14 protein-coding genes are annotated in these 14,840 nt (G+C 58.6%); 10 read left to right on the top strand and 4 right to left on the bottom strand.

The annotated features are described in order from the left end of the window. The first annotated feature begins 19 nt into the window (after nt 1–19). Both FHC52_RS18565 and pbpG read left to right on the top strand, forming a co-directional pair. A complete protein-coding gene (locus FHC52_RS18565; protein WP_008500904.1) occupies nt 20–607 on the top strand; it encodes a Yip1 family protein in 588 nt (195 codons plus the stop codon). Nucleotides 608–774: 167 nt separating this feature from the next. Continuing rightward, nucleotides 775–1,698, top strand: coding sequence for a D-alanyl-D-alanine endopeptidase (pbpG, locus tag FHC52_RS18560; protein WP_023293820.1), 924 nt, complete (start codon nt 775–777; stop codon nt 1,696–1,698). An 83-nt stretch (nt 1,699–1,781) separates the two neighbouring features. On the opposite strand, the gene FHC52_RS18555 is transcribed toward pbpG, so the two are convergent. Together FHC52_RS18555 and dld are read right to left on the bottom strand one after the other, a co-directional pair. Further along, nucleotides 1,782–2,336, bottom strand: a complete 555-nt coding sequence (locus tag FHC52_RS18555) for a GNAT family N-acetyltransferase (protein WP_008500902.1) — start codon at nt 2,334–2,336, stop codon at nt 1,782–1,784. A 112-nt stretch (nt 2,337–2,448) separates the two neighbouring features. Further along, nucleotides 2,449–4,197 (bottom strand): D-lactate dehydrogenase, encoded by a 1,749-nt coding sequence (gene dld, locus FHC52_RS18550; protein WP_032663196.1) that lies wholly within the window; start codon nt 4,195–4,197, stop codon nt 2,449–2,451. A 189-nt stretch (nt 4,198–4,386) separates the two neighbouring features. Here dld and bglX point away from each other — a divergent pair, with 189 nt between their 5' ends. From bglX to FHC52_RS18525, 5 genes are all read left to right on the top strand, one after another. Beyond that, the gene (bglX, locus tag FHC52_RS18545; protein WP_220420193.1) at nt 4,387–6,684 is read left to right on the top strand and encodes a beta-glucosidase BglX; all 2,298 of its coding nucleotides are present in this window, start codon (nt 4,387–4,389) and stop codon (nt 6,682–6,684) included. A 147-nt stretch (nt 6,685–6,831) separates the two neighbouring features. Beyond that, nucleotides 6,832–7,749: an ABC transporter substrate-binding protein gene (locus tag FHC52_RS18540; protein WP_021241490.1), complete on the top strand. Its 918-nt coding sequence runs from the start codon at nt 6,832–6,834 to the stop codon at nt 7,747–7,749. A gap of 12 nt (nt 7,750–7,761) precedes the next feature. Further along, entirely contained in the window at nt 7,762–8,919 is a 1,158-nt protein-coding gene (locus tag FHC52_RS18535) for an ABC transporter permease (RefSeq protein ID WP_023293823.1), read from the top strand. Continuing rightward, nucleotides 8,912–9,862 (top strand): ABC transporter ATP-binding protein, encoded by a 951-nt coding sequence (locus FHC52_RS18530; RefSeq protein ID WP_008500897.1) that lies wholly within the window; start codon nt 8,912–8,914, stop codon nt 9,860–9,862. The genes FHC52_RS18535 and FHC52_RS18530 overlap by 8 nt, the downstream gene beginning before the upstream one ends. Next, a complete protein-coding gene (locus FHC52_RS18525; protein ID WP_023344535.1) occupies nt 9,846–10,583 on the top strand; it encodes an ABC transporter permease in 738 nt (245 codons plus the stop codon). Before FHC52_RS18530 ends, FHC52_RS18525 begins: the two co-directional genes overlap by 17 nt. Here FHC52_RS18525 and FHC52_RS18520 read toward each other — a convergent pair. Further along, entirely contained in the window at nt 10,558–10,671 is a 114-nt protein-coding gene (locus FHC52_RS18520) for a protein YohO (protein ID WP_008500895.1), read from the bottom strand. The two genes, FHC52_RS18525 and FHC52_RS18520, sit on opposite strands and share 26 nt — an antisense overlap. A 69-nt stretch (nt 10,672–10,740) precedes the next feature. Continuing rightward, nucleotides 10,741–11,481 (bottom strand): HTH-type transcriptional regulator MlrA, encoded by a 741-nt coding sequence (gene mlrA, locus FHC52_RS18515; protein WP_008500894.1) that lies wholly within the window; start codon nt 11,479–11,481, stop codon nt 10,741–10,743. A 218-nt stretch (nt 11,482–11,699) separates the two neighbouring features. On the opposite strand from mlrA, the gene FHC52_RS18510 reads away from it, so the two are divergent. The 3 genes from FHC52_RS18510 to FHC52_RS18500 are packed head-to-tail and all read left to right on the top strand — an operon-like array spanning nt 11,700 to nt 14,615. Beyond that, on the top strand, nt 11,700–13,385 hold the full coding sequence (locus FHC52_RS18510) for a sensor histidine kinase (protein WP_032622865.1): 1,686 nt from the start codon (nt 11,700–11,702) through the stop codon (nt 13,383–13,385). Further along, on the top strand, nt 13,379–14,098 hold the full coding sequence (btsR, locus tag FHC52_RS18505) for a two-component system response regulator BtsR (protein ID WP_045418521.1): 720 nt from the start codon (nt 13,379–13,381) through the stop codon (nt 14,096–14,098). Before FHC52_RS18510 ends, btsR begins: the two co-directional genes overlap by 7 nt. 46 nt (nt 14,099–14,144) lie before the next feature. After that, nucleotides 14,145–14,615: a DUF1456 family protein gene (locus FHC52_RS18500; RefSeq protein WP_008500891.1), complete on the top strand. Its 471-nt coding sequence runs from the start codon at nt 14,145–14,147 to the stop codon at nt 14,613–14,615. Nucleotides 14,616–14,840: the final 225 nt, after the last annotated feature.

Genomic DNA, 14,840 nt, shown 5'->3' with positions numbered 1-14,840 from the left:
CCGACAACAAGGGGGCGCTATGAACCATGTCTGGGGACTTTTCTCCCATCCCGATCGTGAAATGCATGTCATTAAAAGTGAGAACGAAACGGTCTCGCATCATTACACGCACCACGTGCTGCTGATGGCCGCGGTGCCGGTAATATGCGCTTTTATCGGAACGACACAAATCGGCTGGAACTTCGGTGACGGCACCGTGGTTCAGCTTTCCTGGTTTACGGGACTCTATCTTGCCATCATCTTTTATGGCCTGATGCTGGCGGGGGTGGCGGTCATGGGGCGCGTCATTCACTGGATGGCGCGTAACTATCCGCAGCGTCCATCGCTGGCGCACTGTATGGTCTTTGCCGGGTATGTCGCGACCCCGCTGTTCTTAAGCGGTATTGTTGCGCTCTATCCACTGGTCTGGCTGTGCGCGCTGATCGGTACCATTGCCCTCTTTTACACCGGTTATCTGCTGTATCTGGGGGTTCCTACCTTCCTGAATATCAATAAAGAAGAGGGGCTGAGCTTCTCGAGCTCAACGCTCGCCATCGGGGTGCTGGTGCTGGAGGCGCTCCTGGCGCTGACGGTGATTCTTTGGGGTTATGGATACCGTCTCTTCTGAGTTCACTGCATTGCTGGCGTAAATGCCAGCAATGCAGCATCCGTTCACGATTATCCTCTGGCGACAACGCCCGCTGACGGCTATGATGCCGAGGCCAGCCTGTGTTTATCCAACAACCCAGGCGGTGTACGTCATAACGTGCGTGAATAATCATCAGAAGTCTCACCATGCTGAAATTCCGAGTCTCTTTACTTAGCCTGGCGCTGTTGCTGGGTGCGTCCGCAGTCGTACCGGCCGTCGCCAAAACGCCCGCGGTGACCACCGCTGCTGCTCAGCCGCAAATTGCGTCCGGCAGCGCGATGATTGTCGATCTCAACACCAATAAGGTGATTTACGCCAGCCATCCGGACCTGGTGCGACCGATCGCCTCAATTACTAAATTAATGACCGCGATGGTGGTGCTTGATGCCCATCTGCCGCTGGACGAAAAACTGAAAGTGGATATTAGCCACACGCCGGAGATGAAAGGGATCTACTCCCGCGTGCGGCTGAACAGTGAGATCAGCCGTAAAAATATGCTGCTGCTGGCGCTGATGTCGTCTGAAAACCGCGCGGCGGCGAGCCTGGCGCACCACTATCCTGGCGGCTACGACGCGTTTATCCGCGCGATGAACGCGAAAGCCAAAGCGCTGGGGATGAACAATACGCACTATGTTGAACCGACGGGGCTGTCGATCAACAACGTCTCCACGGCGCGCGATCTGACGAAACTGCTGATTGCCAGCAAACAGTACCCGCTGATTGGTCAGCTCAGTACCACCCGTGAAGAGATGGCGACCTTTGCGAACCCGGCCTATACGCTGCCGTTCCGCAATACTAACCATCTGGTATACCGGGATAACTGGAATATTCAGCTAACCAAAACCGGCTTTACCAACGCGGCGGGACACTGTCTGGTGATGCGCACCGTATTTAACGGTAAGCCGGTGGCGCTGGTAGTGATGGATGCCTTCGGCAAATATACGCACTTCGCCGACGCGAGCCGCCTGCGTACCTGGATTGAAACAGGAAAAGTGCAGCCTGTCCCGGCCGCGGCATTGACGTATAAAAAGCAAAAAGCGGAGCAGATGGCGACGGCGCAGAACGACTGAGCCGTCTGTCAGCGCCGGGTGGCCGCTTTGCCTTACCCGGCCTACAAACACTAAAAACGGTAACCCAGGTTACCGTTTTGCGTTTATTCCGGCAGCGTCCAGTCACCATCGTTGAGCGGGCGCTGCATAATCACCGTATCCCGCCAGTCGCCTTTCTTGTAGCCTACGCTGCGCAGCTGACCGACAATCACGAAACCATGTTTTTTATGCAGACGTAACGAGCCGGCATTGTTATTGCCATCTCCTACCACGGCAATCATCTGCCGCCACGGCCCTTGCTCGCAGCGTGCGATCAGCGCATCCATCAGTGCCGTGCCAAAACCGCGCCCGGTGATGCTGGCATCCACGTAAATCGACTCTTCCAGGGTATAGCGGTAGGCGTGTCGCGGTCGGTAAGGGGTGGCATAGCAGTAGCCCACCACAATGCCGCGATACAGCGCGATAAGCCACGGTAAACCGTTCTCCGCCACGCTTTTCATGCGATGACGCATTTCGTCAATAGTCGGGGGGACTTCTTCAAATGACGCGCGCCCGTGAAGCACATGCCAGGCATAGATCGCGGCAATGGCATGCACATCATCGGGACGGGCGTCGCGCACTTCCAGCTCGGTCTCGGATAAAACATCAATAGCCGACATGATGTGCCTGCTCCTCGTTATCGAAGGCCGGAGAAACGTTTCTCCGGCGATAAGCGGTTACTCTATTACGATTAAGGAGCGCTTAACAATCTCTCAAATTTGGCTGTAGGAATTAATCAGACGTTTGCGTTATGTGCCGCTCCGCGTCTGCGCTCTCTTTCCAGTATTTCTTCCGCGTTGTTTTACCGATGCCGGGATTCATGCTGTTTGTAGGGTCATTCGCGCGATAAAACTGCTTAAGTGCGTCAGGGGCTTTATAAAGATGTCCGACGTTGTGTTCCGCAGGATATTGTGCGCCGCGTTCACGCAGAAGGGCGAGCATCTGCTCCTTCAGTTCGTGTGCATCGACCCCTTTCTTGACGATGTAATCCTGATGGAAGACATAGCACATAAAGTGGCCGTAATAGAGCTTGTGCACCAGCTTGCTGTCGATTTCCGGCGGCAGGTGTTCAAACCACTCGGTGTCGTTACGCCGCAGGGCGATATCGAGCGCCAGAATATCTTCCACCTCTTCGGAATGTACCGCCTGATATCGGATGGCGGCCCCTGCGGCGGCAAAGCGGTGCAGGAAGGCTTTGCTGCCCTCTTCAGGCGTACAGGCAAAGAAATCCCCTTCGGCGGTTTTAAAGAATTCGGTCAGCCAGGCCTGCGCTTCGGCGATCCCGTCTCCGGCCATTTTCAGCAGCAGGTGATGTTCGTACCTGTCGCGCCAGGTTTTCATCCTCTCCGGCAGATGCGCCGGGAAAACGTTGCCCAGCTTCTGCATAAAGCGGTCGGTGAAGTGGGGTTTGAACAGCGACACTTTCTCCAGCATCGCGTCGGTACGGCCCTTCATGGTGAAGAAGAACGGCATTTTGTCGGTGCCGAGCTTGTCGATCATCAGGAACGTGTCTTTGCCGTAGCGCTCGGCGATGTCGTAAATGTCCCGGTGCATGTATTCGCCCGCCACCGGCAGGTGGGTGAATTCGCCCAGAATATGACGGCGGATCTCCGTCAGAACCTCAGGCTGGTTGGTGCCGATGTAGAATACCTGCTGCTTTTTCTCTGCCGGGAAGGTGTCGAGACGCACCGCAAAAACGGCCAGCTTGCCCGCGCAGCCGGAGGATTCAAACAGGCGATCCGGGTCGGCGTTATAGCGCGCCGGCGTATCGGCGTTGATATCCCGCACGCGGGTCACGTAGTCATGATCGTGCGCATGGCGACCGTCGTGCTGAACGTCTTCGTCCTTCACGCGATCGTCGTCGAGCTTGCTGAGGATCTGTTCTGGCGTGACGCCGAGATCGATTCCCAGGTGGTTCACCAGCGTCAGCTTGCCGTTTTCGTCAATACGGGCAAACAGGGACATCTCGGTATAGGCGGGACCGCGCTGCACCAGCGAGCCACCAGAGTTATTGCAGATCCCACCGACCACCGAGGCGCCAATGCAGGAGGAGCCGATCACCGAGTGTGGTTCGCGGCCCAGCGGCTTAAGCGCTTTTTCGAGGGAGTAAAGCGTGGTGCCGGGGAACGCGAGCACCTGCTCGCCTTTATCCAACAGGTGCAGCTTGTCGAGGCGCAGGGTGCTGATAATCACGATGTCACGATCGTAATCGTTGCCGTTCGGCGTGGAGCCTTCGGTCAGGCCGGTGTTGGCCGCCTGCATTAAAATAATCTTGTCGGCGGCGACGCAGGCGCTCAGGACGCGCCACAGCTCCAGCAGCGTGCCGGGGAAAACCACCGCCAGCGCCTCGCCCTGACCGGAGCGGAAGCCCTTGCGGTAGCGGGCGGTTTTAGCCGGGTCGGTAAGCAGGTGAGAGGAGCCAACCAGGCGCGACAGTTCGTTAATAAAGGTTTTGTTATCGTCAGTTCGAACAGAAGACATCTTCCACTCCTTGTGGTGGGGCAAATTTCTCGCTGTAAAGCATAGCGCGATTAACTGTTAAGCGGTCGAGTATTCACGAGAAAAATCAGAGAATAACCCTGCAACGATCGGAGGGTTTGTGGCACACTGCGCTTTTCGCACGGTATGGCCGAGATCGTCCGGCGGTTATTGATGAGAGAGTAAAACGACATGAAATGGCTATGTTCTGTAGGTGTCGCCGTCAGCCTGGCGCTGCAACCTGCGCTGGCAGAGGATTTGTTTGGCAATCACCCGCTCACGCCTGAAGCGCGGGACGCGTTTGTCACGGAATTGCTCAAGAAAATGACGGTCGATGAGAAAATCGGCCAGCTGCGTCTGATCAGCGTCGGCCCGGATAACCCGAAAGAGGCCATCCGCGAGATGATCAAAGACGGGCAGGTAGGGGCCATCTTTAATACCGTCACCCGCCAGGACATCCGCAAGATGCAGGACCAGGTGATGGATCTCAGCCGCCTGAAAATTCCCCTGTTCTTTGCCTATGACGTGGTGCACGGCCAGCGAACCGTCTTTCCCATCAGCCTCGGCTTAGCGTCTTCCTTTAACCTCGACGCGGTGAAAACCGTCGGGCGCGTGTCGGCTTATGAAGCGGCGGACGACGGCCTGAACATGACCTGGGCGCCCATGGTGGACGTTTCGCGCGATCCGCGCTGGGGCCGCGGCTCGGAAGGCTTTGGTGAAGATACGTATTTAACCTCCACGATGGGTAAAACCATGGTGGAAGCGATGCAGGGCAAAAGTCCCGCGGACCGCTACTCGGTGATGACCAGCGTCAAACACTTTGCGGCCTACGGCGCGGTGGAGGGCGGTAAAGAATACAACACCGTCGACATGAGCCCGCAGCGCCTGTTCAACGACTACATGCCGCCGTACAAGGCAGGGCTGGATGCGGGCAGCGGCGCGGTGATGGTGGCGCTGAACTCGCTGAACGGCACGCCTGCAACCTCTGATTCCTGGCTGCTGAAAGACGTGCTGCGCGACCAGTGGGGCTTTAAGGGCATCACCGTTTCCGACCACGGCGCGATTAAAGAGCTGATCAAACACGGTACCGCCTCCGATCCGGAAGACGCGGTGCGCGTCGCGCTCAAGTCCGGCATCAACATGAGCATGAGCGACGAGTATTACAGCAAATACCTGCCGGGGCTGGTGAAGAGCGGCAAGGTGACGATGGCGGAGCTGGACGATGCCACCCGTCACGTGCTGAACGTGAAATACGACATGGGGCTGTTTAACGATCCGTACAGCCACCTGGGTCCGAAAGACTCCGACCCGGCAGATACCAACGCTGAAAGCCGCCTGCACCGCAAAGAGGCGCGTGACGTCGCGCGCGAAAGCCTGGTGCTGCTGAAGAACCGCCTCGACACGCTGCCGCTGAAAAAATCCGGCACCATTGCCGTGGTGGGTCCGCTGGCCGACAGCAAGCGCGACGTCATGGGCAGCTGGTCTGCCGCGGGCGTGGCTGACCAGTCCGTGACCGTGCTGACCGGTATCAAGAGTGCCGTCGGTGAAAACGCCAAAGTGATTTACGCCAAAGGGGCGAACGTCACCAACGATAAAGACATCGTGACCTTCCTCAACCAGTACGAGGAAGCGGTGAAGGTCGATCCGCGCACGCCGAAGGAGATGATTGACGAAGCGGTGAAAGCCGCGAAGCAGTCTGACGTCGTTGTCGCGGTCGTGGGTGAGGCGCAGGGTATGGCGCACGAAGCCTCCAGCCGTACCGATATCACCATTCCACAGAGCCAGCGCGCTCTGATTGCCGCCCTGAAAGCCACCGGCAAGCCGCTGGTGCTGGTGCTGATGAACGGTCGTCCGCTGGCGCTGGTGAAAGAGAACCAGCAGGCTGACGCCATCCTGGAAACCTGGTTCGCCGGTACCGAAGGCGGTAACGCCATCGCCGACGTGCTGTTTGGCGATTACAACCCGTCGGGCAAGCTGCCGATGTCCTTCCCGCGCTCCGTCGGGCAGATCCCGGTGTACTACAGCCACCTGAACACCGGTCGCCCGTATAACGCCGACAAGCCGAACAAGTACACCTCTCGCTACTTTGACGAAGCTAACGGCCCGCTCTATCCGTTTGGTTACGGCCTGAGCTACACCACCTTCAAGGTCTCCGACGTGAAAATGTCGGCGCCGACCCTGAAGCGTGACGGCAAGGTCACCGCCAGCGTTGAGGTGACCAACACCGGCAAGCGCGAAGGGGCAACGGTGATTCAGATGTACGTTCAGGATGTCACCGCGTCGATGAGCCGTCCGGTGAAACAGCTGCGCGGCTTTGAGAAGGTCAACCTGAAGCCGGGGGAAACCAAAACCATCAGCTTCCCGATCGACGTGGATGCGCTGAAGTTCTGGAACCAGCAGATGAAATACGATGCGGAACCGGGCAAATTTAACGTCTTTATCGGCGTGGACTCCGCCCGCGTGAATAAAGGCGAGTTCGAGCTGCTGTAACCTTTCCCTCCTTTGCCTCCCCCCGTCCTGCGGGGGAGGCGTCTTACCTTATGCTAAAAAGGCATTTTGACGGTTAATTCCGCCGTTTTAAGCTACGCTTTTCTCTCAAGCCTCTGAAAAAGGCAGCAAAAAAATGAGGATAGCGGAATGACGATTGCAAAGGGGATGTTGGGATCTGCGGTGTTACTGGCGGCGCTGAGCCTGCCGTTACAGGCGGCGGAGCCGGTAAAAGTGGGTTCGAAGATCGATACCGAAGGCGCGCTGCTCGGCAATATCATCTTGCAGGTGCTGGAAAGCCACGGCGTGAAAACGGTCAATAAAGTCCAGCTCGGCACCACGCCCGTCGTGCGCGGCGCGATTACCTCCGGCGAGCTGGATATCTACCCGGAATACACCGGCAACGGCGCATTCTTCTTCAAAGATGAAAACGATCCGGCATGGAAAAACGCCAAAGCCGGGTATGAGAAAGTCAAAAAACTCGACGCGGAACAGAACAAACTGGTCTGGCTGACCCCGGCGCCGGCCAACAATACCTGGACTATCGCCGTGCGCAAGGACGTGGCAGAGAAAGGGAAGCTGACTACCCTGGCGGATCTCAGCCGCTACCTGAAAGAGAAGGGCGACTTTAAGCTTGCGGCGTCGGCGGAGTTCATCGAGCGTCCTGACGCGCTGCCCGCGTTTGAAAAAGCCTACGACTTCAAGCTCGACCAGGCTCAGCTGCTCTCGCTGGCGGGTGGGGATACCGCGGTGACCATCAAAGCGGCGGCACAGCAAACTTCCGGCGTTAACGCGGCCATGGCCTACGGTACCGACGGCCCGGTGGCGGCGCTTGGCCTGCAGACCCTGACCGATCCAAAAGGCGTACAGCCAATTTACGCGCCGACCCCGGTGGTGCGTGAGGCGGTGCTGAAAGCGTACCCGGACATTGCAGAATGGCTCAAACCGGTCTTCGAAAAGCTGGATGAAAAAACGCTGCAGCAGCTGAATGCCAGCATTGCCGTCGAGGGGCTGGATGCCAAAAAAGTGGCCGCCGACTTCCTGAAACAACAAGGGCTTGTGAAGTAACGGGAAAAGGCTGTGCCAATAAAATGTCATAACCGCGTCCTGCTGCTGCTGGCCTGCGTAGCCATCGCGGCGGTCGCGTTACCGTTTGTTAACGTTGCCCCAAACCGCCTGATGTCGGGGGAGGGCAAAGCGCTCTGGCAGGTCTGGTCGTTTACGCCGGGGTGGCTGGCGGCGGCGCTGGGCGCGTGGGTGATCCTGTCGCTCTGGCAGGGACGCCTGGCCCAGTGGCTGACGCTGCTTCTCTCTGAAGGGCTGTTTATTCTCCTGTTCTGGAGCGCTGGGCTGGCGGCGACGCATATGGCCTCGGCGGAAAGTCCGCTGGCGAGAACCACTATCGGCAGCGGCCTGTGGCTGTGGCTGGCGCTCTGCCTGCTGGCCTGCAGCGATGCGATTCGTCGACTCATCCCCAGCGCCGTCTGGCGATGGGTGCTCAATGCGCAGATATGGTGTATTCCTTTACTCCTGCTGTTCAGCGGTGAGCTGAACAACCTCTCGCTGTTAAAAGAATACGCCAACCGTCAGGAGGTGTTTGATGATGCCCTCGCGCAGCACCTGACGATCCTCTTCGGTACGCTCTTTCCGGCGCTTCTGGTTGGGATCCCCCTTGGCATGTGGTGCTATCGCCATCCTTCACGCCAGGGCGGGGTTTTTACCGTGCTCAATGTTATCCAGACCATTCCTTCCGTCGCGCTGTTTGGCCTGCTGATTGCGCCGCTGGCCGGGCTGGTGAAGTCGTTTCCGGCGCTGGGAATGCTGGGAATAGCCGGAACGGGATTAACGCCCGCGCTTATCGCGCTGGTGCTGTATGCCCTGCTGCCGCTGGTACGCGGCGTGGTCGCGGGCTTAGGTCAGGTCGCACCTGACGTGCTGGAAAGCGCCCATGCGATGGGAATGAGCGCGCGGCAGTGTTTCTGGAAAATTCAGCTGCCGCTGGCGCTGCCCCTGCTGTTGCGCAGCCTGAGGGTGGTGGCGGTCCAGACCGTCGGCATGGCGGTGATTGCGGCGCTGATTGGCGCGGGCGGCTTTGGCGCGCTGGTCTTCCAGGGGCTGCTGAGCAGTGCCCTGGATCTGGTGTTATTGGGCGTAGTGCCCACGATTGCGCTGGCGGTGGTCGTCGATGCACTGTTTGCCTTATGGCTCGCGCTGCTCGGGAGAAGAGCCAATGATTGAATTTCATGATGTCAGTAAAACCTTTGCCGGTCGCCCCGCGGCGAGCCACCTGAACCTGAACTTTGCCGAGGGCGCGTTTTCCGTGCTGATTGGCACCTCCGGGTCGGGCAAATCCACCACCCTGAAGATGATCAACCGGCTGGTGGAGCATGACAGCGGGCTGATCCGCTTTGCCGGGGAAGAGATCCGCAGCCTGCCGGTGCTGGAGCTGCGCCGTCGGATGGGCTATGCCATTCAGTCCATCGGCCTGTTTCCGCACTGGACGGTGGCGCAGAACATCGCCACCGTGCTGCAGCTGGAGAAATGGTCGCGGACGAAAATCGCCGAACGTGTTGATGAGCTGATGGCTCTGCTGGGGCTAGAGCCCGCGCTGCGCGATCGCTACCCGCACCAGCTTTCCGGCGGGCAGCAGCAGCGCGTGGGCGTGGCGCGCGCGCTGGCGGCCAACCCGCAGGTGCTGCTGATGGATGAACCCTTCGGCGCGCTGGATCCGGTCACGCGCGGCGCGTTGCAGGCGGAGATGACCCGCATTCACCGCATTCTCGGACGCACGATCGTGCTCGTGACGCACGATATTGATGAAGCCCTGCGCCTGGCTGACCATCTGGTGCTGATGGATCATGGCGAAGTGGTGCAGCAGGGCTCGCCGCTTGAGCTGTTAACCTGGCCGAAGAACGACTTTGTGCGCGAGTTTTTTGGCCGCAGCGAGTTGGGCGTCAGGCTGCTCTCCCTGCGCACGGTGAGCGACTATATGCGTCGGGAGGCGGCGCCGGTGAGCGGCGAACCGCTGCAGGCGCAGATGAGCCTGCGGGATGCGCTCTCCGCGTTTGTCGCGCGCCAGTGCGAAGTATTGCCCGTTTCGGATGCCCGGGGCGCGCCGTGCGGCACCTTACACTTTCGCGATCTGCTGGCCGGGGAGGTGACGCGTGAAGGCACTGCGTGATCCGCTTCTCTGGCTGGTAGCGCTCTTTGTCGGCTTACTGTTTCTGATGCCCCACAGCGCGGCGCTGTTTAACGGTCTCTTTCCCGGGCTGCCGCGGCCGGTGTATCAACAGGAGAGCTTCATTAATCTCGCCCTGGCGCATCTCTGGCTGGTGGCGCTCTCAAGCGCCATCGCGGTTGTGCTGGGCGTGGGGGCGGGCATCGCGGTCACGCGGCCCGCGGGCCGGGAGTTTCGCCCGCTGGTGGAGACGATTGCGGCCATCGGACAGACGTTTCCCCCGGTGGCGGTGCTGGCGATAGCGGTGCCGGTGATGGGCTTTGGCCAACAGCCTGCCATCATTGCGCTGATTCTGTACGGCGTATTGCCGGTGCTGCAGGGCACGCTGGCGGGCCTCGCGGCGGTACCTGCGTCCGTGCTGAGCGTGGCGGAAGGGATGGGGATGAGTCGCGGTCAGCGGCTTCGCAAGGTTGAACTGCCGCTAGCGGCACCGGTTATCATTGCCGGGATCCGCACGTCGGTCATCATTAACATCGGGACGGCGACCATTGCGTCGACGGTCGGCGCTAATACGCTGGGCACGCCGATCATTATCGGCTTAAGCGGGTTTAATACGGCGTATATTGTGCAGGGAGCGCTGCTGGTTGCGCTGGCGGCAATCGTCGTCGATCGCGCTTTTGAGCGGCTGGCGCTGTACCTCAGCCGACACCGCCGCGAACAATAAACGAGTACCCTGCCAGCATCACGCCGCCGATACCGCTTACGGCCATCAGGACAAAAAGGGTAATAATGGCCAGTTTGGTTGCCTTCATCATGTGCTCCTGTTGTTAACGGAACAATTATACGGTGAAGCGCAGCTGTTAATGAACCATTAAATGCCGTTATGGCTCATCCGGACCAAGGGAATAGACCGGGTAACCATTCTCACGCCATTCCGTCAGCAGCTGTTGCTGCGAAGCGGACGGCACTTCGCCACACCAGACCAGCAGGGTCTGGCCGTCGAAAAACTCAGGTCTGAGCTGCGCCAGCGAGTGCGCCAGAACATCCACGCGCCAGCCCTTCTGGGTGGCAATCCACGCTTCCAGCCACAGGCGGGTGGTATCGTGTACGTTCCAGCCGACAACCAGCGCATCTTTTCCGGCTTTGTTCTTCGCTGAGGCAAGGCAGACGGCAATGTAGTTGATCAGCACGCCGTCGAGCATGCTGAGCAGCGCCTGTAGGGTGGACTGCTGGCACTGCAGGCGTCGCCTCAGCGGAATGAAAAGATGGGATATCAGCGTCTGCGCCGGGTAATCGCGACCCTGCTCTTTTATCCATCCACGCAGGCGCTGCAGGTTGCCCGCCTGCAGGAGCCGCAGCAGGGTTTCCTGTTGTTCGCGCCAGAGATGTTGCGTATCCGGGTCGTCGTGGCTCAGCAGGGACTTCACTTTCCCAACCTGCACGCCGTTGTCGATCCAGCTTTTGATTTCACGAATGCGGTCGATATCGTCATCATTAAAAAGGCGATGCCCACCGTCGGTCCTCTGCGGTTTGAGTAATCCATACCGTCGCTGCCACGCCCGTAGGGTAACGGGATTGATATCACAAAGGAGTGCCACTTCACCGATCGTGTAAAGCGCCATATTCGCCCCCTGGCTTACGCGTCCCCAGCTTAACTGTAGACCCACTTTGCCGAACCAGGAAGAATTGATTGTTTTTTGCACAAAGAATGCGAAGCGTATGCGATATTCTGAAAAAGGTGTGATAACGGGCACGATTTTACGCTTTTTTGGGATGCTTCAAAGAAAGTTGAGCCGCATCCGTGTATGTTACGCGTTTTTTAGCGTGTGCGGTTTTGAGTATGTACGAGTTTAACCTGGTGCTGCTGTTGCTTCAGCAGATGTGCGTGTTTCTGGTCATTGCCTGGCTGATGAGCAAAACGCGCCTGTTTATCCCGCTGATGCAGGTCACCGTCCGTCTGCCGCACAAATTCCTCTGCTACGTCGTATTTTCCATATTCTGCATTATGGGGACCTGGTTTGGTCTTCATATCGAAGACTCTATTGCCAATACGCGCGCTATCGGCGCGGTGATGGGCGGGCTGCTCGGCGGTCCCGTCGTCGGGGGGCTTGTCGGTTTAACCGGGGGGCTGCATCGCTATTCCATGGGCGGGATGACGGCGCTGAGCTGTATGATCTCTACGATCGTTGAAGGGCTCCTCGGCGGCCTGGTGCACAGCTATATGATCAAGCGCGGTCGCCCGGATAAAGTCTTCAGCCCGCTCACCGCCGGAGCCATTACCTTTGTGGCCGAAATGGCGCAGATGGCGATCATTCTGCTGATTGCCCGTCCGTTTGAGGATGCGCTGCACCTGGTCAGCAGCATTGCCGCTCCGATGATGGTGACCAATACCGTGGGCGCGGCGCTGTTTATGCGCATTCTGCTCGACAAGCGCGCCATGTTTGAGAAGTACACCTCGGCCTTTTCCGCCACGGCGCTGAAGGTTGCCGCCTCGACGGAAGGGATCCTGCGCCAGGGGTTCAACGAAGAGAACAGCATGAAGGTGGCCCAGGTGCTCTACAAGGAGCTGGATATCGGCGCGGTGGCGATAACCGATCGGGAAAAGCTGCTGGCCTTTACCGGTACGGGCGACGATCACCATCTGCCGGGCAAGCCGATCTCCTCAGCCTATACGCTGCGCGCCATCGAAACCGGCGAGGTGGTGTATGCCGACGGTAACGAAGTGCCTTACCGCTGTTCGCTGCATCCCCAGTGCAAGCTGGGCTCCACGCTCGTGATTCCGCTGCGCGGCGAGAATCAGCGGGTGATGGGCACCATCAAGCTGTATGAGGCGAAAAACCGTCTGTTCAGCTCCATCAACCGCACGCTGGGGGAGGGGATCGCCCAGCTGCTGTCCGCGCAAATCCTCGCCGGGCAGTATGAGCGGCAGAAAGCCCTGCTGACGCAGTCGGAGATTAAGCTGCTACATGCGCAGGTCAATCCGCATTTCCTGTTCAACGCCCTCAATACGCTTAAAGCGGTGATCCGCCGCGACAGCGATCAGGCCGCGCAGCTGGTGCAGTTTCTGTCGACCTTTTTCCGCAAGAACCTGAAGCGGCCGTCGGAGATCGTGACCCTCGCCGATGAGATTGAGCACGTGAATGCCTATCTGCAGATTGAGCAGGCGCGTTTCCAGTCGCGTCTGCAGGTGTCGCTCTCCGTGCCGGACGAGCTGGCGTATCAGCATCTTCCGGCCTTTACCCTGCAGCCGATTGTCGAAAACGCCATTAAGCACGGTACATCACAGCTGCTGGGAAGGGGGGAGATAACCATTGCCGCCAGCCGATTCAACCATCACCTGGTGCTGGATATTGAAGATAATGCCGGGCTTTATCAGCCTTCCGCCTCCGGCGGATTAGGGATGAGCCTGGTGGATAAACGCCTGCGCGCCCATTTTGGCGATGACTGTGGCATTACCGTCGCCTGCGAGCCCGACCGATTTACCCGTATTACCCTACGACTGCCGCTGGAGGAAAACGCATGTTAAAAGTGCTGATTGTGGATGACGAGCCGCTGGCACGGGAAAACCTGCGCGTTCTGCTGCAGGAGCAGCCGGATATTGAGATTGTGGGGGAGTGCGCCAACGCCATTGAGGCTATCGGCGCGGTGCACAAGCTGCGCCCGGACGTGCTGTTCCTTGATATTCAGATGCCCCGCATCAGCGGGCTGGAGATGGTCGGCATGCTTGACCCGGACCATCGTCCCTACATCGTGTTTCTGACGGCGTTCGACGAATATGCCGTTAAGGCCTTTGAGGAGCATGCGTTTGATTATTTACTCAAGCCGATTGAAGAGAAGCGTCTGGATAAAACGCTCACCCGTTTACGCCAGGAGCGTACCGTGCAGGACGTCACGCTGCTGCCGGAGAACCAGCAGCCGCTGAAGTTTATCCCCTGCACCGGGCACAGCCGGATCTATCTTCTGCAGATGGATGATGTTGCCTTTGTCAGCAGCCGCCTGAGCGGGGTATTTGTTACCAGCGCGGAAGGGAACGAAGGGTTTACCGAGCTGACCCTGCGCACGCTGGAGAGCCGCACGCCGCTGATTCGCTGTCACCGCCAGTACCTGGTGAATATGGCGCATCTGAAGGAGATCCGCCTGGAAGATAACGGCCAGGCCGAGCTGGTGCTGCGCGCCGGGCAAACCGTCCCGGTCAGCCGCCGCTACCTGAAGAGTTTGAAAGAGGCGATTGGGCTGTAAAGCTGGTACACTGCGCGCCATTGCATCATCGACATTCGAAGGCTCTATGCTAAGTAACGATATTCTTCGTAGCCTGCGCTACACCCTGAAAGCGAACAATAACGACATGGTGCGCATTCTTGCGCTGTCCGACATGGAATCCACGTCTGCGAGTTTTGACACATGGATGACCAAAGAAGACGAAGAGGGGTTTGTCCGCTGTCCTGATATCATTCTGTCGGGCTTCCTGAACGGCCTGATTTACGATAAGCGTGGCAAAGATCCTGCCGCGCCAGAGCTGGCGCTGGAGCGTCGGGTGAACAACAACACGGTGCTGAAAAAGCTGCGTATCGCGTTCTCGCTGAAAACGGACGATATCGTGGCGATCATGACCGAGCAAAAATTCCGCGTATCCGTGCCGGAAGTGACCGCCATGATGCGCGCGCCGGATCATAAAAACTACCGCGAGTGCGGCGACCAGTTTCTGCGTAATTTCCTGCGCGGGCTGACCCACCGGGTGCATCACCCGAAGGCGTGATGTTTAGCCGGGTGGCGGCTTCGCCTTACCCGGCCTACAAAACCCGTAGGCCCGTGCAGGCGTAGCGCCGCCGGGCAAAAAAAAGCCGGAGATAATCTCCGGCTTTTTTGTTGTCATCCCTAAACCACCTCCTGGGGAGGTGGTGATTGATCCTGTAAGGCTATAGCCTGAAGAATGCCCATGCCGGAATATCTCTTCTTACTCACCACAAGTAAAAGGAGACAG

Origin of the sequence: Enterobacter sp. EC_64, from assembly GCF_019584165.1 — a bacterium.
Classification (GTDB): domain Bacteria; phylum Pseudomonadota; class Gammaproteobacteria; order Enterobacterales; family Enterobacteriaceae; genus Enterobacter; species Enterobacter roggenkampii.
The sequence above is the reverse complement of the archived record's forward strand: the minus strand, read 5'-3'. Positions and strand labels throughout refer to the sequence as shown.